This window comes from Arthrobacter antibioticus (genome assembly GCF_030063205.1).
In the GTDB taxonomy this organism is placed as follows: Bacteria; Actinomycetota; Actinomycetes; order Actinomycetales; family Micrococcaceae; genus Specibacter.
Window position 1 is genome coordinate 72,643 of the sequence record NZ_JASISQ010000010.1, and the last position, 21,350, is coordinate 93,992.

General features: G+C 56.9%; 21 protein-coding genes, 1 tRNA gene and 1 pseudogene. 14 read left to right on the plus strand and 9 right to left on the minus strand.

All coding sequences use genetic code 11. The annotated features are described in order from the left end of the window. Positions 1-23: 23 nt before the first annotated feature. Both QMG40_RS16545 and QMG40_RS16550 read left to right on the plus strand, forming a co-directional pair. Positions 24-4,151 (plus strand): AAA family ATPase, encoded by a 4,128-nt coding sequence (locus QMG40_RS16545; protein WP_283532225.1) that lies wholly within the window; start codon positions 24-26, stop codon positions 4,149-4,151. A gap of 8 nt (positions 4,152-4,159) precedes the next feature. Next, positions 4,160-4,672: a hypothetical protein gene (locus QMG40_RS16550; protein ID WP_283532226.1), complete on the plus strand. Its 513-nt coding sequence runs from the start codon at positions 4,160-4,162 to the stop codon at positions 4,670-4,672. 49 nt (positions 4,673-4,721) lie between these two features. Here QMG40_RS16550 and QMG40_RS16555 read toward each other — a convergent pair whose 3' ends face one another. Next, the gene (locus QMG40_RS16555) at positions 4,722-5,396 is read right to left on the minus strand and encodes a CpaB family protein (protein WP_283532227.1); all 675 of its coding nucleotides are present in this window, start codon (positions 5,394-5,396) and stop codon (positions 4,722-4,724) included. A 297-nt stretch (positions 5,397-5,693) separates the two neighbouring features. Between QMG40_RS16555 and QMG40_RS17325 the strand changes: the two genes are divergently transcribed. Continuing rightward, entirely contained in the window at positions 5,694-5,927 is a 234-nt protein-coding gene (locus tag QMG40_RS17325) for a hypothetical protein (RefSeq protein WP_349361629.1), read from the plus strand. Positions 5,928-5,941: 14 nt separating this feature from the next. On the opposite strand, the pseudogene QMG40_RS17330 reads toward QMG40_RS17325, so the two are convergent. Both QMG40_RS17330 and QMG40_RS16565 read right to left on the minus strand, forming a co-directional pair. Next, a pseudogene (locus QMG40_RS17330) lies at positions 5,942-6,103 on the minus strand (FmdB family zinc ribbon protein); the annotation flags it as partial. A gap of 153 nt (positions 6,104-6,256) precedes the next feature. Then, positions 6,257-6,874, minus strand: coding sequence for a 5-formyltetrahydrofolate cyclo-ligase (locus QMG40_RS16565; protein ID WP_283532229.1), 618 nt, complete (start codon positions 6,872-6,874; stop codon positions 6,257-6,259). Positions 6,875-6,975: 101 nt separating this feature from the next. On the opposite strand from QMG40_RS16565, the gene galU reads away from it, so the two are divergent. From galU to QMG40_RS16595, 6 genes are all read left to right on the plus strand, one after another. Further along, positions 6,976-7,878, plus strand: a complete 903-nt coding sequence (gene galU, locus QMG40_RS16570) for a UTP--glucose-1-phosphate uridylyltransferase GalU (protein ID WP_283532230.1) — start codon at positions 6,976-6,978, stop codon at positions 7,876-7,878. A 4-nt stretch (positions 7,879-7,882) separates the two neighbouring features. Continuing rightward, complete coding sequence (locus tag QMG40_RS16575; protein WP_283532231.1) at positions 7,883-8,500, plus strand: GNAT family N-acetyltransferase; 618 nt, start codon at positions 7,883-7,885, stop codon at positions 8,498-8,500. A 247-nt stretch (positions 8,501-8,747) separates the two neighbouring features. Continuing rightward, positions 8,748-9,584, plus strand: coding sequence for a hypothetical protein (locus QMG40_RS16580; protein WP_283532232.1), 837 nt, complete (start codon positions 8,748-8,750; stop codon positions 9,582-9,584). A 169-nt stretch (positions 9,585-9,753) separates the two neighbouring features. After that, positions 9,754-9,829 (plus strand) — tRNA-Ala (locus QMG40_RS16585). Positions 9,830-10,138: 309 nt separating this feature from the next. Continuing rightward, a complete protein-coding gene (locus QMG40_RS16590; RefSeq protein WP_283532233.1) occupies positions 10,139-10,681 on the plus strand; it encodes a PadR family transcriptional regulator in 543 nt (180 codons plus the stop codon). A gap of 5 nt (positions 10,682-10,686) precedes the next feature. After that, positions 10,687-12,408 (plus strand): ABC1 kinase family protein, encoded by a 1,722-nt coding sequence (locus QMG40_RS16595; protein WP_283532234.1) that lies wholly within the window; start codon positions 10,687-10,689, stop codon positions 12,406-12,408. A 33-nt stretch (positions 12,409-12,441) separates the two neighbouring features. Here the strand turns inward: QMG40_RS16595 and QMG40_RS16600 are convergent, their stop codons facing one another. Further along, complete coding sequence (locus tag QMG40_RS16600) at positions 12,442-13,068, minus strand: class I SAM-dependent methyltransferase (protein ID WP_283532235.1); 627 nt, start codon at positions 13,066-13,068, stop codon at positions 12,442-12,444. Between the two features lie 127 nt (positions 13,069-13,195). Here QMG40_RS16600 and QMG40_RS16605 point away from each other — a divergent pair, with 127 nt between their 5' ends. The 3 genes from QMG40_RS16605 (at position 13,196) to QMG40_RS16615 (ending at position 14,631) form a co-directional block, all read left to right on the plus strand. Next, positions 13,196-13,639: a Fur family transcriptional regulator gene (locus QMG40_RS16605; RefSeq protein WP_283532236.1), complete on the plus strand. Its 444-nt coding sequence runs from the start codon at positions 13,196-13,198 to the stop codon at positions 13,637-13,639. Between the two features lie 118 nt (positions 13,640-13,757). Next, positions 13,758-14,063, plus strand: a complete 306-nt coding sequence (locus tag QMG40_RS16610) for a hypothetical protein (protein WP_283532237.1) — start codon at positions 13,758-13,760, stop codon at positions 14,061-14,063. Between the two features lie 94 nt (positions 14,064-14,157). Next, on the plus strand, positions 14,158-14,631 hold the full coding sequence (locus QMG40_RS16615) for a hypothetical protein (RefSeq protein WP_283532238.1): 474 nt from the start codon (positions 14,158-14,160) through the stop codon (positions 14,629-14,631). A 45-nt stretch (positions 14,632-14,676) separates the two neighbouring features. Here QMG40_RS16615 and QMG40_RS16620 read toward each other — a convergent pair whose 3' ends face one another. Together QMG40_RS16620 and QMG40_RS16625 are read right to left on the minus strand one after the other, a co-directional pair. After that, positions 14,677-14,832: a hypothetical protein gene (locus QMG40_RS16620; RefSeq protein WP_283532239.1), complete on the minus strand. Its 156-nt coding sequence runs from the start codon at positions 14,830-14,832 to the stop codon at positions 14,677-14,679. A gap of 443 nt (positions 14,833-15,275) precedes the next feature. Continuing rightward, complete coding sequence (locus tag QMG40_RS16625; protein ID WP_283532240.1) at positions 15,276-16,316, minus strand: NAD(P)-dependent alcohol dehydrogenase; 1,041 nt, start codon at positions 16,314-16,316, stop codon at positions 15,276-15,278. Between the two features lie 170 nt (positions 16,317-16,486). Here QMG40_RS16625 and QMG40_RS16630 point away from each other — a divergent pair, with 170 nt between their 5' ends. Together QMG40_RS16630 and QMG40_RS16635 are read left to right on the plus strand one after the other, a co-directional pair. After that, positions 16,487-17,353, plus strand: a complete 867-nt coding sequence (locus QMG40_RS16630; RefSeq protein WP_283532241.1) for a helix-turn-helix transcriptional regulator — start codon at positions 16,487-16,489, stop codon at positions 17,351-17,353. Positions 17,354-17,412: 59 nt separating this feature from the next. Beyond that, positions 17,413-19,044: a DHA2 family efflux MFS transporter permease subunit gene (locus QMG40_RS16635; protein ID WP_283532243.1), complete on the plus strand. Its 1,632-nt coding sequence runs from the start codon at positions 17,413-17,415 to the stop codon at positions 19,042-19,044. Positions 19,045-19,141: 97 nt separating this feature from the next. On the opposite strand, the gene QMG40_RS16640 is transcribed toward QMG40_RS16635, so the two are convergent. From QMG40_RS16640 to QMG40_RS17335, 3 genes are all read right to left on the minus strand, one after another. Further along, positions 19,142-20,044, minus strand: a complete 903-nt coding sequence (locus QMG40_RS16640) for an FHA domain-containing protein (protein ID WP_283532244.1) — start codon at positions 20,042-20,044, stop codon at positions 19,142-19,144. Between the two features lie 10 nt (positions 20,045-20,054). Continuing rightward, positions 20,055-20,309, minus strand: a complete 255-nt coding sequence (locus QMG40_RS16645) for a hypothetical protein (RefSeq protein WP_283532245.1) — start codon at positions 20,307-20,309, stop codon at positions 20,055-20,057. A 193-nt stretch (positions 20,310-20,502) separates the two neighbouring features. After that, entirely contained in the window at positions 20,503-20,664 is a 162-nt protein-coding gene (locus QMG40_RS17335; protein ID WP_343318324.1) for a hypothetical protein, read from the minus strand. Positions 20,665-21,350: the final 686 nt, after the last annotated feature.

The window sequence follows — 21,350 nt, forward strand, 5'->3', positions numbered from 1 at the left end:
CTGAGAGCGATAGCCTGAAATACATGTCAGTATGGTCAAGACCGTTTCGCTCAAGTGCAGAGAAGAAGGCACCCGTGTCCGATGTTGCAGGCCCCAATGAGAGTTCATTGGAACTCCAAACCTGGCTTGCTGGATTGGATTCTTATTCAGGCGCGGATACAGCCCTTACCTTCGTAAAAACCGAGCACGGCAGCATTGGTCTCACACACGCCCACCCGTCTGGCCTGGCCCAGCTTCTGGCCGGCCGTAAAACCCGGCTCTCCACCTTGATTCGCGAACCCGAACATTATGCGGCCGCAAAGAAGGCTGCCGCTGCCCTTCGCGCGAAGATCTTTGAGCTGAGCACCGATCGCGGAATCGACGTCGGATATTTGGGTGCCGGTATGGCGCGCTGGTCTGTTGTCGGTGGTGAAAACAGCGGTGACGTCTGCGCACCTGTCCTGCTCGCCGCCGTCGCACTGACCGTCCGCCCTGGTCAAGATGACTATGAACTCCAGCTAATGGAGCAGGCACAGGTGAACCCCGCACTGGCGAAACACTTGGCTCAGAAGGCAAACATCCACCTTGATACCGCAGCTTTAGGGCGGCTGGCGTACAGCACGGCACGCTTCGATCCGGCCCCCGTCCTGGATCGCGTGCGTACACTGCTGGCCCCCATCAACGGGGCAGTTGTGGAACACGAACTGGTGGTTTCCACCTTCGCATTCCTGGCAGATAATTTGAACGACCCAGCACTGATGGCCGGTAGCGAACTGCTTGAGTTGCTCCAGAGTCATAGCGGCGATGACGTTCTACCCGTTGAGCTCGAGCCCGACTTTGAACGCTTTGCTCCGCTGGATGATCGCCACCCTGAAGATGAACTGTTGGTCCTGGACGCTGATCCACAGCAACAATACGTCCTGGATATGGTTCGCAGTGGCGAGTCAGTCCTTGTTTCGACCCCTCCAGGGACCGGACAGACACAGACAGCAATCAATGCCGTCGCCCAACTAGTCCATGACGGCAAAAGCGTTTTGGTGGTGGGTGAACGTCGCGGGACGTTAAATGAATTTGCACAGATTCTTAGCAATCACGATCTTGACTCTCTTCTGTTGCAGCTCAGCGCACAGACGGGGCCCCAGCAAATCAAGTCGCAGTTGATCCGGGCCATCACCCGAAATGAAAAAGCCGTTGAACCCACATTGGACAGCTTGCATGAAACTCTCGTCGATCATCGGCACCAACTGGTTGATCATGTAGCCAGCCTGCACAATGTGCGCGAACGATGGGGATGCTCGCCTTACCAAGCTATGCAGTCATTGGCCGAACTGACCTCGATCCACCCCGCGCCATCCACAACAGTGCGCCTCAAACGCAGCGTCTTGGATAGCATCCGTGATCGCAAGGAGCTCACTGGGCGTCTGCGACGGACCGCTGAGCTCGGTGCGTTTAGCCAGGTTGCCGTCAGTAGTGCATGGCATGGCGCCCGAATGGTGACACGCAAGGAAACCGAGTCGGCTTATTCGCTGGCTGAGCAACTGTACGATCAGGTGCCCGGCTTTGCCGTGAAGATGCGGGAGGTGGCTGAATTTGGTCAAATTCGGCAGGGTAGTTCTTTTGCCCAGTGGGGTCGGCAGCTGGACATGCTGGTCGCGATTCGGGAAAGCCTGGATAAGTTCAACGCCGATATTTTTGACTGGTCAACGGATGAAATGATCGCTGCCACGGCTACCGCTGCTTGGCGCCGGGAGCGTGGCATCGATATGCCTGCCTTGCAGCGTGCACGGTTCCGTCGCAACGCTAAAGATTTAGTCCGTCCCGGTGTGCATATCGCAGATCTCCACGCATCCTTGATGCTTGTCAACGAACAAAGCATGCTGTGGGCGGAGGCTGCAACTAGCAAGCGTCACCCCACTGTGCCCTCGGGGCTGGCTGAGTTGAGCCGCACTTACAAGAGCTTGCGCGAGAAGTTGGTGGCTCTGGGCGCTGTTTTGGACCGTACGGTCGATGGCGGGGACCTGCTGAATTTCAATGCGCGGGAGCTCGTTGGCCGTTTGGAAGCGCTGGTAGCTTCTCGGGAATCACTGGAGACGCTGCCTGAGCGCACGCTTCTGCTTGAGGGTATGCGGGAACAAGGTCTTGGCGAACTACTTGATGACCTGGCCCGCCGTGAGGTGCCGTCTGAGCAGACCAGTTCAGAGCTTGAACTTGCGTGGTGGCAGTCGGCGTTGGAAGCCATGATTAGCGGGGATGAGTACCTTGCCATGTCCGACGGCGAAAATCTGCGCCGCTTGGAGGCTGAGTTCCGCTTGGCTGACCAAACGCATGTTGCTTCCGGTCCCGGCCGGATCCGTTGGCACCTGGCCAAGCAGTGGAAGGCGATGCTTGCCGGTCGCAACCGGCAGGGTGAAATGCTGCGCAATGTGCTAAAGGATGGGAGGGTCTCCCTTGCCGGACTGAGCACCCAGACACCTGACCTGTTACGTAATCTGGCACCCGTTTTTGCCCTGAGCCCACTCGTGGTGTCTTCGGCCATTCCGGCCCACTACCGTTTCGATGCCGTGGTCATCCTTGATGCAGAATCCACGTCTTTGCAATCGGCCCTCCCAGCCCTGGCCCGGGCGGATCAGGTCATTGCCTTTGGCGACGAACAGACAGCGTGCCCCAAGAGCTTCAGCGTTGCTGTCGGAACTCCGGGGGCCCGTAGTGCCGAGCAACATCCGTTGGAAAGTGTGTTTGGTGCGCTGTCCAGGGTCCTTTCGCGACATCGTTTGACAGTTTCTTACCGAGCCGTTGATGAAGACTTGGTGCGTCAGCTCAGTACCGGATTCTACGATTCACAGTTGGAACGGCTTCCCGACGGCCGGGCCGTGACAGGACTTGAACGCGCAATCACAGTTGACTATCTCCCGGACGGCAAGGGCTTGCCCGGCGCTGGCGACGGCGGGGTTGAATCAGTGGTTGCCGAAGTTAACCGTGTTGTTGACTTGGTGTTTGAACACGCCAGGGTTCGTCCTCGCGAGTCGTTGGCCATCATCACAGCCAGTGAGCGGCATGCCGTTCGAGTTGCTCAAGCCATCCGGCTTCAAATGGCCAACCATCCGCTGCTCGCTGAATTCTTTGCCTCGGGTGCTGAGTCGTTCCGCGTTGTTACTGTTGACCGTGCCGCCGGTCTTGTCAGGGATAGAGTTATTTTCTCCCTTGGCTTTGGACGGACGCCACATGGCCGTGCGCTGCATGGCTTTGGGCCCTTGTCTGAACCTGACGGTCGTGCGAAATTCGCCCTGGCTATGACGCGCGCCCGCACCCATATACATATAGTCACGTGCTTCCGTCCTGAGGACTTGGATGAGAATCGGCTAAGTTTTGGTGCCATTGATTTCTTTGAGCTACTTGACCGTGAACTTGCCGGGAATTCGTTGCTGGGAACACCGGCAACACGTGCCCTTGATAGTGAACGTGCCACAGGCGAAGACCCGCTTGTGGCGGATCTTGCCGACAGGCTTCGCGCCCGTGGAGCAAGAGTGTGGCATCACTACGACGGTGTTCTGGATATGGCGGCGGCCCCGGACCCCGTTCAACTTCTTGGCCTTGAGGACCACGAAATTCCGGTACCTGTCGCAGTTGAATCGGATGGCACGGCTAAGTACCAGAACATGACTGTACGTGAGCGGAGCCGCCTGCGCCCACAAATGCTGGAACGTTTGGGCTGGCGCTACGTACCGTTGTGGACCATTGAGGTATTTACCGATCCATCAAGTTGTGCTGATCAGATTGGCCGGCATCTGAACCTGGCCACGACCAGTGGCGATGCCGAACTAGCTTCTTTATTTGGCGCACCCTCTGATTCCCCCACAACCGGCACGGTTGATTCGTCTCGTTCACGGCGACGCACCAATGTAGCTTCAGCTGACGTAGCGGCGGAGGAGCTGGTGCGTGCAAATAAAGTAGACGATACAAAAAATAGTGAAAAGAGTGTGCCAACAGTGAGCGGGTCTGAAGATACAGCAGCTGATAAGACGAGCGACAACCCAGCGCCGGAATCAGCAGAAGACTCCAAGTTGTTGCCCAAGGTAGCTCCGAGCGACGCCGATCATACGTGGGGTGACTCCTCCAACGGACGCGGTCATGACGCGTGGCTGCGTGAGAATAAGCCTCCGCACTGGGGCTAGGAACTGCATTGACTAATCCTCCGAAAATTCCCGGGTTGGGCGCGTTTATTGAAAAGAATGCTGGGGCGTCCAACCCTGCCGTACCACATCTTGTAGTGGCGGCTGCGCGATTGTTACTTGCCGCTGCCGTGGTTCAGATCATCGCCTCAGTGATGGCAGTAATGTACGCGGCCTCACCCGACCGTCTAGTGGCGATTCAGGCACAAATAGATGCCATGAGTGGTGCTGTACCCAGTTTGGAAGCCACCCGAAACATGGGGGTGATAACAGTGGTTTTGGCTGGCATTGCAACTGTTAGCGCGTACGTGTTGTTTGCTTTTTTTCTGCGGAAAGGCCGGACTTGGGCCAGAGTTGCCGCTGGGGTGCTGGCGGTTCTAACGTTGACGCAGCTAGTGGGGTTCACGATGCCTCAGGGGCTGACAACTGTGGCTCAGATTATTTTGGGCGGGTTGGCAGTAGGACTGTGTTATTTGCCTGAAGCGAATAAGTACTTTGCAGTTGTCAAGGCTGCACGGAGCTAAGTGGACAGAAGACAATCGGACTGCTGCAGGGTAGACCGGCATGAGTTCTTCAATTCAGCAAGATGAGGAAAATCTTTCCACGGTTGACGGCGTCCACCAAGCGTACAGACTGCTCTGCTGACGCTGCCACCACGACGAGTCCCTCATTTTCGTGGGCTGGTAGTAATCCTGCACTGCTCTGCACCAGTTCCGGAGTCCACAAAACGGGGATACTTTCTGCCAATACTTCATTGCGTAAAGGTCCATCCATGCCTTGGCTGCTGCTAAGGATCACAGTGACAAGCTGGCCCTGACGCAACAGTGCCAAAGTAGAGGGATCACTTAATCGCAGTGGCACCGCCTGGCTCCCCGCAGGTGCACCGATCAGCAACCCACTTCCCAGTAGGGAGGCATCGGTCATAACTTCGCCACGGCGAACGGGCCCGGAGACCTGCCTTCCCTGCCACAAGCTGGACGTTGCGTTGGACTCCGTGCCAGTGGCGGCTGAGCCAGTGGTGGCCGAGCCAATCGTGGCAACCTCGGGATGCAGAGCGCCGTCGGGCACCATGCGGGGGCTTACCTGGGTGGGCAGCAGATCCCCACTAGCCAGTATGTGTCCTGCCGGAATGTCGTGGGATGCTGTGAATACTGTGGTGGTAACAGGGCTCGAAGGGGTGAGTTGTTGGACGGACAGGGCCGCTGCTACGCAGAAGAGCAGGGCTGCGAAAAGTCGTCGATGACGCATTATTATCCGCTGAAACCTCTGCCGGATTGATAGAGGGGAGCCGCGTCCTGACCACGAATGGGAACGCCAAAGAGGTCCTGCATAAACAGGCGGGTTTGGCGGATTGCGTGATGACTTCATAACCCAACGCTAGGCCCACAACCGTTCCACTAATAGGGGCGGACACTTATCAGTGGAGGACTTTCTAACCGGCCGGGTCTGTGGAGGAATAGCTGGGTCCAGAAGACTAGTTCGCAGAATGAAAAGGGCGCCAAGAATTAAAAGTACTAACTGTACTAAAAGTACTAGCTGGATGCGTTGGCTGCTGAGGCGTTTTTTTGGCCCGAATTCTTCTTGGCCGCACTGCCAGAGCTAGAGCTTTCAGAGCTGCCAGATCCTGCACTTGCCTTGGCCGCACCACCTGAGCTGCTGGCATCTGAGGACTTGGGGGAGGAAGCGCCACCGGATGCTGAATTTGCTGATTCGGAATTAGTCGAGCCGGATGCGGCAGCTGGAACCGAGCTGGCGTTGGAGCGTGAATCGGTGCGGTAAAAACCGGATCCCTTGAAAACAACCCCCACTGAATTGAACTTCTTCCGAAGATTTCCGCGACATTCCGGGCAGGCAGTCAAAGAGTCATCGGTGAATGACTGCTGAATATCAAAGGCGTGGCCGCAATCTTTGCAGGCGTAAGCGTACGTGGGCACTGATTTTCCTCCTGGATACATGCGTTGGGACACTGCTATCACCAGTCGCGTGGCTGGCAGTCCATGATCCCAGCTGCTAATTCTACCATCGGAAGAGAACAAGGCGCGGAGATCCCTCACATGCCACTCTCCTTTAGCTACCCTGGTACACCCACCAAGTGCAGCAGTGCTGTTTCATTGCGGCTGAATTGTCCCGGTTCCCATGTGTTGGTAGCCAACAGGGGTCAGCGAATAGTCCACGGGGGCGTCCAAAACATCGGAGGGGAGGCGGCCGGAGGCAAGAACTTCGGGTGCATAGACCACGGCGGCTACGGGAATGGCAGCGGCTGTCGCCAGGAACCTGTCATAGTAGCCGCCTCCCTGGCCTAGGCGGACACCTGAACGGTCAACGGCGAGCGCAGGAACGAAGATCGCCTGAATGTAATCCAATTCGCTAAAGTGATTTCGAGGTCCTACAGGCTCCATGACGGGAGCGAAGCGGCTTCGTGCCATCTGCACGTCGGCAAACCAAAGGACCCAACTGAGCAGGTGCCCGGGTTCGCAAACAGGCACGTACACGCTGTAACCAGCATTCGTTAGGGCTCCCAAAAGTGCTTCGGTGGGTGGCTCATCACCCATGGAGATATAGGCACATACGGCGGAGCCGGAACGTGGCTGGAGGCCAAGCGATTCCAGCCAGCTGAGTCCGGAATACGCCAGATCTGCTCCCAGCAGCGCAGGGGAAGCGCGATGGACTTCCTTGCGCTGAGCACGCAGCCTGGAACGCCAAACAGACTTATCGAGTGCGCTCACACGTGTCCAATCGGTTGAGTTGACTTTAGTTCAGTAGAGAGAGCAACTAGCTATAGGGACATTATCCGTGTTTTTGGGACTCTTTCAGATAACCTAGGGGCATGACTTCTGCAAAGCATGTACGTAAGGCCGTTATTCCCGCGGCTGGTTTGGGAACAAGATTCTTGCCCGCAACCAAAGCAATGCCCAAAGAAATGCTCCCCGTGGTTGATAAACCTGCCATTCAGTATGTGGTTCAGGAAGCTGTCAGCGCGGGCCTGACCGACGTTTTGATGATTACTGGCCGCAATAAACGCGCTCTGGAAGACCACTTCGATAGGGTTCCCGTGACGGAACTTCTTTTGGAGGAAAAAGGGGATATGGACCGCCTTGCAGCGGTACAACATGCCACTGATCTAGGAGAGATCCATTACGTTCGTCAGGGAGACCCCAAAGGGCTAGGACATGCAGTGTTGCGTGCCAAAACCCATGTAGGCGATGAACCGTTTGCCGTGTTGCTAGGTGATGACCTCATCGATGAGCGCGACGAGCTGCTTGCGACGATGATCGAAGTCCAGGAGCGCACAGGTGGGTCCGTCGTGGCGCTCATTGAGGTCCCCATGGACAAGATTTCCTCCTACGGCTGTGCTGACATGACAGTGGTTGAAGGCGAGGATTACGTCCGGGTCAACCACTTGGTCGAAAAGCCCGCAAAAGAGGAAGCACCCTCGAACCTGGCCGTCATTGGCCGCTACGTGCTGCACCCGGCCGTATTTGACGTCCTAGAAAACACCCCTCCGGGGCGTGGGAATGAAATCCAGCTCACCGATGCGCTGCAAACCCTGGCCACCCAGGAAGGTGAAGGCGGCGGTGTCTACGGGGTTGTGTTCCGTGGCAGGCGTTACGACACCGGCGACAAGCTCAGCTACCTCAAGGCAGTCGTGACGCTGGGTTGCGAAAACGAGGAATTGGGCTCGGACCTGCGCGAGTGGCTCGGCGAGTTCACCGCCGATTTCAAGAGCTAGTTACGTGTGGGGGCAGGCCATCTGGCCGGTGACCTTGGAATGCGGTGATTTGGTACTGCGCCCCATCAAACTTGGCGACAAGGCCGAGTGGGTCAGGGTACGAAACCGTAATTCAACGTGGCTCCAGCCGTGGGAGGCGAGCAATCCCGGTGGGCAGGGGGAGCTGCCAACTTATTCGGGGATGGTACGTGTTCTGAACCGGCAAGCCCGCGAAGCCGCCGCATTGCCGTTTATCATTACCGAACGGATTCCGTCCCAACGACGCCCAGCCATTGTGGGGCAGCTCACTGTCTCCTCCATCATGTGGGGCTCGGCGATGTCGGCGACCCTAGGCTATTGGGTTGATCAAGGCAGGGCCGGGCGAGGCATTGTCCCCACGGCAGTTGCCATGGCCACGGACCATTGTTTTCAACAGCTTGGCCTGCACAGGATGGAAATCAATATCCGCCCCGAGAACGCGGCCAGTCTGCGGGTGGTGGAGAAATTGGGTTTCCGGGACGAGGGTCTGCGCCCGAGGCTTTTGCACATCAATGGACAGTGGGCGGATCATCGCAGTTTCGCGCTCACTTCTGAGGAGGTTCCGGAAGGAATCCTCGTCAGGTGGCTGGGCGCGAGGCAGTAGTCCGAGCAACTCGCGGGCCCTGCGATGTACTTAGGCAATGTAGTCAGAGACTGCGGTTGCTCTGAGCCCGTCTTGTCAGAAACAAGTGTCGGACACAATTCACGGCGACAAAATGGGGCTGATTTTTAGCCTTACCCCGCGACACACCGGCAGTAATGCCAGTGCGGACATGTTTCCCGTTTAGGGTTGAAATGTGGCCGGACACGAGTTGCCAGTCCACCTAATCCAGCAGTTGCAGGAGACGTCAATGGAAAGCACTACTTCCGACGCCCACACCCACGTGGAGCCGGGACCTTCAACGGCTGCGCCCGAGGGGACTGCGAGAACTTTACGGATTCGCTGGGACAGGACATTTATTGCTCTCGTGGGCCTGATCGCTTTGCTGATGGCAGGCATAACAGGTGCGTTGAGTGTGTTTAATCTCGGCTCGCCCGGTGTGGGATGGACTTCACTACTGGTGTTTGCTGCCGTTGTAGTAGGTCTCAGGGCCATGGCGGTTCGTGATCACTCTGTTCGCCGTGACGAACGCCAGGCTGCACGTGCGACGGCGAATGCCACTGCGCAAGAATCGTCCAGCAACCCTGTGGAAAAGAAAGAGACATCGGTCTTTGATGGTGCCCAGGGTGCTGCACCGGCTCCGGTGCCCAAGCCGCTGACCAGTGAAGAGCTGCGCGCCGCCGCAATGCGGGTAGCGGCCAAGGGAACTGCCGACGCGAAACTAGCGCACACCCAGACTCTCGCTGAGGGCGAGCTGGAAGCTGAAACGTGGGAGCCCGTGGCTGTCCCTGTTCCCGGCTATGTAACGGCGAACCGAGCACTGAGCCTAGAGAAGCCGCTTGTGCTTCCTGACGTTCCAAAGTCGGCTGGAACTTCCATCCGGGCTGATCAAGCCGGGGTTGGAATTGCAGGGGAACACGGTGGTGTTGTGACTGTCGTTCAAGGGGATGCGCTGGATGATAGGCAAGATGCAGAGATCGCTAAGACTGACAAGTCCTCCCGCACGGAGAAATTTGTGCCGGCTTCTGAGCGTGGAACCCACGCACTGAATAACTTGGACGATGTCCTGCAACGACGTCGGGCGTAATTTCTAGACTACAGATTTCACCTGTTTTCCCGAAAAGTTCTCCACTGCCCTTAAATTCTCCGGATAAAGCTAACTTTCTTGCCCATTTTTGTGAAACCCGACTCAACAGGTTTAGGGTGAGAAAAGCAATGGTGCAAACAGTGTGAAATTCTAGTATGAGCACCTGCGCGGGGCTATGGCGCAGTTGGTAGCGCGCCTCGTTCGCATCGAGGAGGTCAGGAGTTCGAATCTCCTTAGCTCCACCACAATGACCCTCTGACCCGTTGAAATACTGAGTCAGGGGGTTTTTGTCTTTTCGCCGCAGTCATCTTATGTCTGCGTGCGATTGCGTGAGCGCCACAGCACAAACTTCGCCAAGCGATACATCGGCCATCCCCACCGCAGAACCCTGCAAATGGGAACTAGCGCCGCCGTCGTACTCGTCAGTCACAGCGAATACTTCACAGAGAACACACAGGATAGATAACGCCCAGAGCTATTGTTGTTTACAACTTCAGGGGTATATCGTTGACTCTATCGTTGTATGTCGTTCACGATTTATAAAGGAGTCCATGATGCGTAATTCATTCCCCGGCGGCGGTTTTGGCCCCAGCAACATTGATGGCATGTGGCAGGCGGTTGAGGAACTGCGATCAAAGTTTGAGAAGCGCTCAGGCACACGTGCAGGTCGCGGCGAGGTTCGTGCTGCTGTGCTTTCACTGCTTGCCGAACGTCCCATGCACGGTTACCAGATCATCCGTGAAATTGAAGAGCGGAGCAATGGGAGTTGGAAGCCCAGCGCCGGCTCTGTCTACCCAACGCTGCAGTTACTGGCCGATGAGGGTTTCATCAGTGCTGAGGAATCAAACGGTCGCAAGATCTACTCACTGACTGAGGCAGGTCGGGAAGAAGCAGCCGGCTCGGATTCTTCCGACCCGTGGAACGCGACGGGGGCGGCGCCTGGTGGCGGGTTTGCCGCATTACCTAAAGCAGGGGTTGAGCTTGCTCAGGCTGCCACTCAAGTGGGACGCACGGGATCTGCTGAGCAAGTCGCCGAAGCTGTCACTGTGCTCAACGAAGCACGTCGCCGGCTGTACTCGATCCTCGCCCAAGATTGACACGGGTGGCATCGGTTCCTCAAGGTCGGGCCGATTCTGTTCCTGGGGCCAAGGAGGCTCGCTCACGGTATCGCCGCATTCTGCGTTTTTCGGCGTGGCATCTGGCGGTGACGTGGTGGTTTGAGTTATTTTTACCACGCGTTGGCTTGACCAAGGTTGCTGAACGCAGCAGAGCGAAAAGAATGACCCGCTTCGCCCAACGTTTCCATGTGCTTGCGGTTGACCTTGGCGGGTTGATGATCAAGGTAGGGCAGTTCATGTCTTCCAGACTCGATGTGCTTCCACCCGAGATCACAGCTGAACTTGAGGGCCTGCAAGACGAAGTGCCGCCGGTGCCTTTCCCTGCGATCCGTTCCCTTGCCGAGACGGAGCTGGGCGCGCGGTTGGACCAGGTGTTCGCATGGGTCGATGAGACGCCCGTTGCCGCGGCCTCCCTAGGTCAAGTTCACCGCGCGCAACTTCTTGCCAGCGGTGCTGCCGACTCAGGCCTGCATGCGGTGGTGCTAAAGGTCCAGCGTCCCGGTATTGACAAGATTGTGGACGTGGATCTGGCTGCTTTGCGCAAAGTAGGTGGCTGGCTTAGCCATGTGCGGATCGTTTCAGATCGTGTGGACATGCCAGCGCTTGTCGAGGAGTTCGCGGCGACCAGTATGGAGGAGATCGACTACCTGCATGAGGCTGCCAGCTCAGAACGCTTTGCCGCGGACTTCAGCGATGATGACCGGGTGCTGGTGCCCGAGGTTGTCTGGGAACGCTCTTCCCGGCGAGTGCTGACCTTAGAAGATGTCACGGCAATCAAGATTACGGATTCCGCAGCTCTTCTTGCAGCGGGGATAGACCCGGTGGACGTTGCTCCTGTTTTTGCTTCGGTCATGTTTGACCAGATGTTTACCAATGGTTTCTTCCATGCCGATCCACACCCCGGAAATATCTTTGTCACGCCAAATACCGAGGCCACCGAAAGGACTTCCGCGGAGCGGCCATGGAAGCTGACATTCATTGACTTCGGCATGATGGGGGAAGTCCCACCCAGCACTCGCAGCGGTCTGCGGAAGTTGCTAATAGCGGCGGCTTCCCGTGATGGCAAAGGTTTGGTGAATGCCATTAGCGACGTGGGTGTGTTGGTCCCTTCGGCCGACACCCTCGAGCTCGAACGGGCTATGACGCACCTGTTCGCCCGATTTGGCGGCATGGGCTTTGCCGAGCTGCGAGAGGTAGACCCTCGCGAGTTCCTCGATTTCGCTGAGGAGTTTGGTGATGTGGTCCGTTCGCTGCCATTCCAACTGCCGGAAAATTTCCTATTGATTATCCGCGCCATGTCACTGACCTCTGGTGTATGCAGTTCCTTGGACGCGAAGTTTAATTTGTGGGATTCGGTTGAGCCCTACGCTGCGCAGTTGCTGCGAGATGAACGCGGGAATATTGTTCAGGATGTTGCAAAGCAGGCGCTCGACGTCGCAGGGGTGGCTCTGCGACTACCGAAACGGCTGGATGGGCTAATTACCCAAGTCGAAGAGGGCTCGTTGTCAGTCTCAACTCCGCGTTTGGAGCGGCAGGTAGCGCAGCTTAACCGCACGGCACGCAGGGCAGTATCGGTGGCCATATTTGGTGCCGTTCTCATAGCGGGCGCTGTTGTGCGAGGCGGAGATATGGTGTTCGGCAATGTGTTGATGATCGTCTCGGTACTGCCGTTACTGCACGGCTTGTGGGTGGGTCGTCGACATTAGGTGAGATAGCTCGACGGCGGAAACGCTGACTGTTCAGCTATTCCTGCGAGCCCGCAGAACCTCATCGTGGATGATGATGGACTCACCATCGCGCCCCGAGGTCTTTCTGGGACGGGAATCTGTGGTCACAATTTCCCAAGCCTCTGGATCCAAAGCGGCGGCTAACTGCTCGGCCGTGAAAAATAAGTCTGTCCCAAAGTGTTGGTGGAAGCCGGCGTCAGCGTCCGACGGCGAGTGCCCCACGATCAGCAGCGTCCCGCCAGTTGTGACGGCGTCGGCCAGCCGGGAAAATATGGGATCCCGGCTGGCTTTGGGTAGGTGCATGAACTGCGCCGACACCAAGTCGAAGGCAGCTGATGTAGGCGACCACGTAAAAAAGTCATGGTGCTCCCACGTAATGGAACCAGAAAGTAAGTGAGTTGCTGCGTGCGCAGCAGCCTTCTCCAAGGCCACAGTGGAAATATCCACACCTGTGACGTGCCAGCCATGCTCGGCAAGCCAGATAGAGTCTGCACCTTCGCCGCAGCCCGCATCAAGCGCAGTCCTTGGCGCTAAGCCTGAAGTTTCTGCCAGTAGTTGCGGGTTGGGGTTCCCGCTCCAAACCCTTTCATGCTTGGAGTACCGATCGTTCCAGTAATTTTCATCAAAGATGGCTGTCATGGTGCCAGCGTATATGCCAGAATTCTGTCTGCGCCGCCTGGTCGCCATCTGGAGGACAGGATTAGGGATTCGCTAAAGATACATGCAGTTGTTTTGAGTAATTCAAAACAACTGCTAGTATTGGGTTATGGCCAAACATGAAACACAAGAAATTCTGGAAGGCAGGCTTAGGTCAGCTCAACTGAAAGTGACAGCCCCCCGGGTTGCTGTTCTTGCTGTTCTCACCGGTCGGGGGCACCTGGATGCAGATTCGGTTTTTTCGAACATTGTCACTTCATTGCCTAAAACTTCCGTGCAGGCTGTTTACGGCGTTTTAGCGGCACTAGTTACGGCCGGTTTAGTCCGAAAGATCGAACCGGCGGGCTCATCAGCACTCTACGAGGCACGGGTAGGGGACAACCACCATCACGTGGTTTGCCTGAACTGCAAGAGCGTAGAGGATGTGGATTGTGTCATTGGCGCAAGTCCGTGCCTCACGCCGTCGCACGTGAATGGCTTCGCCATCCAGTCGGCGGAGATCACTTTTTGGGGCCTGTGCTCCAAGTGCCAACTGGGCATCGACGCCCCATAGACCGTCGCCCTAGCGACGAATCTTTCCTGGCAGTAGTTACTTCATGCTGCCTTGGCTCCACCACCCAACGCGGCGTGCTTTGTTGCGTCCTCATCCCATCATTTCCAAAGGAACTTTCTTGAAGACTTCTTTCATTTCATTGCGTCACCCACTCATTCGTTTCCTGGTGGCCGACCAGGCCGACACAACAGAGTCATTTGCCGCTGATAAAAATTCAAAAATGACCATGCGCAGTCATCGGGGAGGGTATGTGACTACCAGTGCGCCTCGCACGGATCAAGTGACGGGCACCTATGTGAGCACAGCAGCACCACAACCAAGCCGTGCTGGTTCATATGTCACAACCAACGCGGCTCCTTCCGGGACTCAGGGCACCTATGTAACCTGTGCCGAAGGAGTGGGGGACCAGCCCGCGCCGAGGTGAGTTGTTTGGTCATGGCAGAATCGCTCAACTTTAGTTCCAGCAGCCCTGCTATGGTCAGGGTGATACGGGCGCAACGGTCCACGCTTGTTTGGTGATGACTACCTTGGGAGCAGCGATGAAGGTCTTTGTTAAGTACTTGATGGCGCTTGGCTGTGTTCTGCTCCTGACCAGCAGCGCAGTTGGATGCAGCAGCGCATCCGATTCAGAGCCGCAACAAGAAGACCTCACGAGTGTGGCGCCGCCCTTAGTTCCCACCAAGCCTGCCAACCCTGGCAACCCTGGCAACCCTGGCAACACTGCCAATGCGGCGGCAGAGGATAAATTGGCGAGTAACGGCAACACCAAGGATGGCATTGCCACCGCGATCGGAGCCGCTCTGGACGGTGACGCAAATTGGCAGGGCAGTATTTTGCACGTGAAACTTAAGAATGAAGCCATCTCTGCCCTCGGGGGTCTCACCGAATGCCGAGTGATCCGCGAATTCCTCGTCGAAGACCAGAGCGCCACGCTGGATATGAACGGCACCGTCATTAGCTGCACGGAGCTACTTGCTGAAATGGAAGACTAAGCCTATGGAGGCGGCGCCGCGCGGTACAGCACTTAGTTTCGGAGACTAGGAGTATGTAAACGTACCGGCAGAGGCGCCGAGCTCGACGCCGATGGAGACTTTGCGTGCTTCCAGACACCAGGAGCGCTGGGGCTTGTCCTTAGGGCTCATTGAAGTTCCTGTTTGCTGGTCGTCGTCGCGCACCGTTTGGAAGAGGGCCATGGCTCCATGCTCCATCGCGGGCTTGGTTCCCGTGCGCCATTGTTGCCTTGCTGTTACCGCTGTCCATCGTGGATAGGGCTGAGGCTCTCCTTTGCTCGCAAAATCGCGCTCAAGGCGATGGAGCTCTTCCCGGCTGACTGTCGCGTTGAAATTCGTGCACTGCCGCTCTACGTCTTTGACTGCGATGAACCTGCAACGATGTGGTGTGGAAGAAACTGCCGGCGGACAGCATGACCCACTCTGTGGGTCGGATGAGTGGCTGCAGCTAAGAGAATAATCTGGGTCTGGCTTTGCACTAAGGAGGACGCCCCAGCCCGGTAGCAGTCCAAGCCCGGTAGTGTTCCAATTGAGGCTTCAGTCGGCAACGGTACAAAGAGGGAGGCCACTTTGTACCGTTGCCGACGCGCCCGCTTGAACTTCCGGGTGCGGCGCTTCAGCGTTGCTTAGATAGTTGCGGCGTCGATGACGAATCGGTAGCGAACATCTGAGCGAAGAATCCGCTCGTAGGCTTCGTTGATCTTGGAGGCGTCGATTAGTTCAATCTCAGGAGCGATGTTGTGTGCGGCACAGAAATCCAACATTTCCTGCGTCTCGGCCACGCTACCAATCCCTGACGCGGCGAAGGAGCGGCGGTTACCCATAAGGGAGAAGACAGAGATCGGCAGCGGCTCTGCCGGTGCGCCAACGTTCACCATAGTGCCGTCAAGGCGGAGCAGGGACACATAAGCACCCAGGTCTACCGGGGCACTGACGGTATTGATGATGAGGTCAAAGGTGCTCTTGAGTTCCGCAAAGGTGCCTTTTTCGCTGGTTGCGTAGTAGTGGTCAGCACCGAAGCGGAGTCCATCTTCTCGCTTGCTCAGCGACTGGGACAGCACGGTGACTTCAGCGCCCATGGCGTGGGCGATCTTGACGGCCATATGTCCAAGCCCGCCCATGCCAACCACAGCAACTTTCTTGCCCGGGCCAGCATTCCAGTGGGCCAGGGGTGAGTAGGTAGTGATGCCGGCGCAGAGCAAGGGAGCTGCTGCTTGGTACGGGATGCTCTCCGGGACGCTGAGCACGAAGTCCTCGTTAACCACAATATTGGTGGCATAGCCGCCCTGTGTGATGGTGCCATCGCGGTCAGTGGCGGCATAGGTGCCTGTGTTGCCCTTGAGGCAGTAGTTCTCCATGCCCGCCAAGCAGTTGACACATTCGCGGCAGGAGTTGACCATGCAGCCCACGCCCACCCGATCTCCCATCGCGTGGCGGCTGACATCTGAGCCTATAGCGGAGACGGTGCCAACAATTTCATGGCCCACTACCTGCGGGTAAGCGATGGGACCCCAGTCGCCTCGCACTGTGTGGATGTCGGAGTGGCAGACTCCTGCGTAGGCAATGTCGATCAGGACATCGTGCGGTCCCACGTCACGGCGTTCAATGCTCGTGGCAACAAGCTGCTCGGTGGGGGAGGTAGCAGCGTAAGCGCGTCCGGTAGTCATAACATCTCCGAAGTGTTGTGTATTAGTGGCGCCCCAAGGCGCGTTGTGTTCTCGACGCTACCGTGGCAGGGCGGTAATTTGAGCGGTTTTTTGGCTGCGGCGGAGTTCGCCTTGATGGGGGCATTGGCAATGACTGCCTCTTGAGCGGTGCTGGCCGTAGAGTCATATCCATGGATAACAAAACTGAGCTGCGTGAGTTTTTGACCTCTCGCCGCGCGAAGATCCAACCAGAGGATTACGGGCTGCCAGCAGGTGGTAAGCGCCGTGTAACTGGGCTGCGCCGAGAAGAACTCGCTGCCCTGGCGGGAGTTAGCCTCAGTTGGTACACCCGGTTGGAACGCGGAAATGCCGTGGGGGCCTCAGACGCGGTCCTAGATGCGATTGCGCGCACCCTGCGCTTGGACGAGATGGAACGTCGGCACCTTTTTCTCCTCACCCGCGGGGCCCACAGTGGAGCACCAAAACCAGTACGACGGCGCTTGCCGGCACTTGCTGTCCGCGCCACCCTCCAACTGGTCATGGACCAGATGACGCAAATGCCCGCCGTCGTCCAGAATGGCAGAGGAGACATTGTTGCCATGAACGCGCTGGGCAGGGCGCTGTATACCGGGCTCATCGCGGGTTCCAAGGGCACGCTAAATCACGCTCGCTACATCCACCTTGACCCGGAATCGCAACGGTTTTATGTGGACTGGGACCAGATGGCCAGCTACAGCGTTGCCATGCTGCATGTTGCGGCCGGGCGCAATCCGCACGATAAGGACCTGACCGGGCTGATCGGTGAGCTGGCTACTGCCTCGGAAGACTTCCGCCTCCGTTGGGCTGCCCATGATCTTCACGAGCACCAGTCCGGGGTGAAGAAGATTCATCACGAGATTGTCGGGGACATGGATCTTATCTACGAGACACTCTCCCTGCCGGGAGAAGGGGCACTTTCCATGTTCGTTTACACGGCAGAGCCGGGCAGCTCCTCGGCCCACGCGCTTCGTCGCCTCGAGGCTTGGCGGGAGACTACGCCGGCATTGTTGATTCCATGAGTTAGTAATATGATTATCTAAGTAATTTCGGTGATCAGAATAAGGAATCGGTGACTTAGATGCGCCATAGTGCTAAAAGAAAATGGCTTGGTCTGATCTTCATCAGTCTCGCCGTCTCCTTGATCATTGTTGATTCCACCATTGTCAACGTTGCCATTCCCTCGATCGTGGAGGATCTTGGCGCCTCCTCCACTCAGGTTCAATGGATTCAAGAGTCGTACACCCTCGTTTTCGCCGCACTCTTGTTGGTTTTTGGTGTTCTTGCGGACCGGTTCGGCCGCCGGCGGCTGCTTCTGCTCGGAGTGAGCATCTTTGCGGTGGCATCAGTCCTGGCTGCTACCAGTCAAAGCGCCGATTTACTCATTGGGTCCAGGATTTTGCAGGGCATAGGTGGGGCTATGGTTCTTCCCACCACACTCTCAATCATCAACTCCACGTTTCGTGGCAAGGAACGAGCGTTGGCTTTTGCGGTCTGGGGATCCACGATAGGTGGCATGTCAGCCGTTGGACCGCTCTTAGGAGGCTGGCTGACCACGTCATATTCATGGCGATGGGCATTTGGTATCAATATTCCCCTGGGCATCATCATTGTTGTAGGCACTCTGCTGGCCGTCGATGAGTCACGGGACACGGATTCTGCCAAGCGCCTCGACTTCAGCGGTGCAGTGCTCTCAGTGTTGGCCAGCGCAACCCTAGTATTCGGACTCATTGAGGGTCGCAACTATGGTTGGTGGTTGGTGAACAAGCCTTTCAAGCTGGGTGCATGGGATTGGCCATTTCGGCTCTCTGCCGTGCCTGTGGCCTTCACCGTTAGCATCCTCTCGGTTGCTCTTTTTATCACTTTGGGTCGCGCCCGTGCACGGCGCGGGGCAAGCACCATGCTGGACTTCAGCCTGTTTTCCATCCCTTCGTTTCGCAATGGCAACATTGCGGCCATGATTGTGAGCTTGGGCGAGTTTGGAATCATCTTGTCACTGCCCATTTGGTTACAGAACGTGTTGGGCTACTCGGCACTACAGACCGGGCTGCTCTTACTACCTCTGGCCGCAGGATCGTTTGCTGCCAGCGGATTTGCGGGCGCCTTTGGGAACAAGATCCAGGCAGTGACAATTGTCCGGGTGGGTATTGCTATGGAGATTCTCGGGGTGGCATTCCTTGGCCTGGTGATCAGCTCCACCACTCCGTGGGGAGCCCTTGTGCCATTCCTTTTCGTCTACGGACTTGGCGTTGGGCTGGCAACGGCACAATTGACTGGCGTGGTGCTCAAAGACGTCCCGCAGCTCAAAAGCGGCCAAGCCTCTGGAACCCAAAGCACCGCCAGACAAGTTGGTTCTGCACTCGGCATAGCTATCCTGGGAACTGTTTTATTCTCAACGGCCACGCTCCAGCTGTCACATGCGCTGGATGAGCAAAATATTCCTGAAGCTGCCAAGTCAAAGATCGTCACCGCAGTCGTGGAAAGTTCCGGCGCCGCTATTACAGGCTTTGCTAAAGATCCTGCCACCCAAGGCGTTGCGGACGCGGCACGGACAGCCTTTTCCAATGGAACAAAATACTCCGCATACTTCGCCGCAGGGTTTCTTACCTTGGGCCTTTTTGCCACGCTGTCACTGGGGAAGGGTGAAGGGGGCTCCGATCCCGCTCGGGGGCTGGATGAGGACACCGTTGAGGATAAGTTGGCAACAAGCTAAAAAGTTGGCAGCTGCGCAGATGGGGGATCTGCACAGCTGCCAAGTCTTATGGTTGGTTACGGGTAGCCGTTGTTTCTGTGGCCGTTATTGACTGCCGTTACGAAGGGTCTGGATATTCTTGGCGGCGCGGATCACCTAGCCCGGAAACGGCGTCGTACTCAATTTGTCCTGTTCGGGGATCAAATTGTGGGCGCTGCATTCTGGAGAACTCGCCTCCGGTCCGCCCGCCGAAAGGGCGCCCATGATCCGCATATTCTTCACGGAAGAACACCATCCGCCACGGTCCCAAGAGTAATCTCGCCCCTGTTCGCAGAATCCGCCCACCCGGATTGATGGACGTGTCATGTTCATCGAAGTAGACGTATTCGTCCTGGTCCGTATGATCTACGCGGCCGTGCTTCTGGGCCAGCTCCGGCAGTATGAAATTAGCATCGGCACCGCTGCCAATAACAGTTGAATCCTCAGTGAGGTTGTACTCCTTCGGTGGACGCCCATCCCAGGTTTCACTATCCCGAACGAAAATAAGCCTGGGCCGTCCGCCGCCGCGTGCATAGTGCGTGGTGGTGGCTTTCATGCGGTACGACTTCTGAAAAGTAGGCACCAAGGGGAAGGGGGTTGACGGGGGCATCAGGCGCCCTTTCAGTCCGCCGGTAGTTTGCGCTTTGACAACAGTTGCCCACGTGTTCGACTTGCCCGGTTTGATGTGGGCTGAGGTGGTCAGAAGGCGCTGTAGGGGTGAGACATCCACAGCACCCACGCTGACAATGGTTCCCTCGGGAACCGAAACGTTCACAACAATGCCACGTTTGGCCAAGGACTGCGCCAACTCTTTAATGACGGCCAAATTCCTCCGGGAACCGAGCCGGAACAGGGAAGTGTTGTCAGTGTGAATGTTAATTTCCTGTCCCGCAGCCTTGATAGTGCCGTTGACTGCGGCGGCTTCCTTGCCGGCTTCAGCGGGAAGTTCTGCGGAAAATTCAAGGTCAATGTCGAAGCGCATGGCACATCACCTAGGACTTAGGGCCTGCAACGGGGGCGCTTTCATTGTCGCTGGTTGTCACTCGCAGCGTCCCATTGAACTTCCACGTGGCTCGTGGGGCGTCGGGACCGATATCGCGTGGCACCTCAACGCTCATATCCACGAAAGTGTAGTTGACCACGGCACCTCGACCGGTTAGGTACGACCAGAGTTGTTGGCCTAGGTCGGACCAGTCGCTGACCGGGACGGAACGGAAATCATCGGCTAATGCTTGGTTGTCAGTCATGGCAGTTCCTCCAAGTAGCAATGCTGCCCGAGCGGAACGCTCAGCAGGGGTGCCGGGGATGAGTTCGCGGGCATTGTTGCCTGTGAACTAGATCTTGCACTTGCTGTAACCATAGTGCTTGGGAATGCAGAATAATAGACCTAGTTAAAAAATCTAACTACTTCTTAGTGGAAGTTAATTTTGTTTGGGCAGGCTAGTTGGCGCTTGATTCCAGCAGATCTTCAGAAACGCTGAAATGGGCGCCCGTGGCAGCGCGAATGCTCTCAATATTGACCCCCGGCGCAGTTTCAACAAGGGCAAGTCCATTGTCAGTTATATCCAGAACGGCTTGGCCGGTGACGATCCTGTCCACCACGGATCGTGCCGAATCTTATGACAGAGTCTAGGAAGGTATCGCCAGGGGGTATCGTGATTGTTTCTTTCCCTGCGTTGATGAGATCAAGGTCGACGTCGGACTCAACTTGATAGGGGACCCACTCCCATGCGAGAAAGTACGTATGCCTAAGCGCGGCAGTCAAGAGCTCCAATCGAGCCCGTGATCTACACGATAATTAGTGGAGACCACACAGGGCCCGGTTGTGCGCTGGGGCCGCCCCGCATTGATCAGCTGCATAGGGTTCTCAGACAGCCACAACCCGCCAACGGCCAAAGGGGCGCCCGTCTGGGGCATTGGCCACTGAGGTGATTCTTCTCTTGTACGTTATATTCATGCTCGAGGCGTTTTTCGGAGACGTACTGGCATCCGGCGTGGTGGCAAGTCCGCGTGGACTGCGAACCGGAAGCTGCTGGCAATAGGGCAGTAATCGATCCGGCCACCCCGGTGGCGGCGGCTCCGGCTCCGGCAGAGTCCATCACGATCGTGCAAGGGTCAGCCTCAGGAACCTGAAAGACCGTGAACCGAGCTACTGTTTCTGCGCAGCGACCAACATAGTCATCTTGGTAGAGTCCGGCACCTCTTCGAATGAGCCGTTCGGGCCTACAGGAACAAAGCTGCGCAAAAAAAGCTCCGCAAATGCTGCAGCATGTATCATGCCACGGGGC

Coding starts and splice junctions, on each gene's coding strand:
- galU (WP_283532230.1), top strand. CDS start 6,976: ATGACTTCTGCAAAGCATGTACGTAAGGCCGTTATTCCCGCGGCTGGT.
- QMG40_RS16645 (WP_283532245.1), bottom strand. CDS start 20,309: ATGACTGACAACCAAGCATTAGCCGATGATTTCCGTTCCGTCCCGGTC.
- QMG40_RS16630 (WP_283532241.1), top strand. CDS start 16,487: ATGGATAACAAAACTGAGCTGCGTGAGTTTTTGACCTCTCGCCGCGCG.
- QMG40_RS16605 (WP_283532236.1), top strand. CDS start 13,196: ATGGCCAAACATGAAACACAAGAAATTCTGGAAGGCAGGCTTAGGTCA.
- QMG40_RS16545 (WP_283532225.1), top strand. CDS start 24: ATGTCAGTATGGTCAAGACCGTTTCGCTCAAGTGCAGAGAAGAAGGCA.
- QMG40_RS16620 (WP_283532239.1), bottom strand. CDS start 14,832: ATGGCCCTCTTCCAAACGGTGCGCGACGACGACCAGCAAACAGGAACT.
- QMG40_RS16600 (WP_283532235.1), bottom strand. CDS start 13,068: ATGACAGCCATCTTTGATGAAAATTACTGGAACGATCGGTACTCCAAG.
- QMG40_RS16625 (WP_283532240.1), bottom strand. CDS start 16,316: ATGACTACCGGACGCGCTTACGCTGCTACCTCCCCCACCGAGCAGCTT.
- QMG40_RS16580 (WP_283532232.1), top strand. CDS start 8,748: ATGGAAAGCACTACTTCCGACGCCCACACCCACGTGGAGCCGGGACCT.
- QMG40_RS16635 (WP_283532243.1), top strand. CDS start 17,413: ATGCGCCATAGTGCTAAAAGAAAATGGCTTGGTCTGATCTTCATCAGT.
- QMG40_RS16590 (WP_283532233.1), top strand. CDS start 10,139: ATGCGTAATTCATTCCCCGGCGGCGGTTTTGGCCCCAGCAACATTGAT.
- QMG40_RS16640 (WP_283532244.1), bottom strand. CDS start 20,044: ATGCGCTTCGACATTGACCTTGAATTTTCCGCAGAACTTCCCGCTGAA.
- QMG40_RS16555 (WP_283532227.1), bottom strand. CDS start 5,396: ATGCGTCATCGACGACTTTTCGCAGCCCTGCTCTTCTGCGTAGCAGCG.
- QMG40_RS16615 (WP_283532238.1), top strand. CDS start 14,158: ATGACTACCTTGGGAGCAGCGATGAAGGTCTTTGTTAAGTACTTGATG.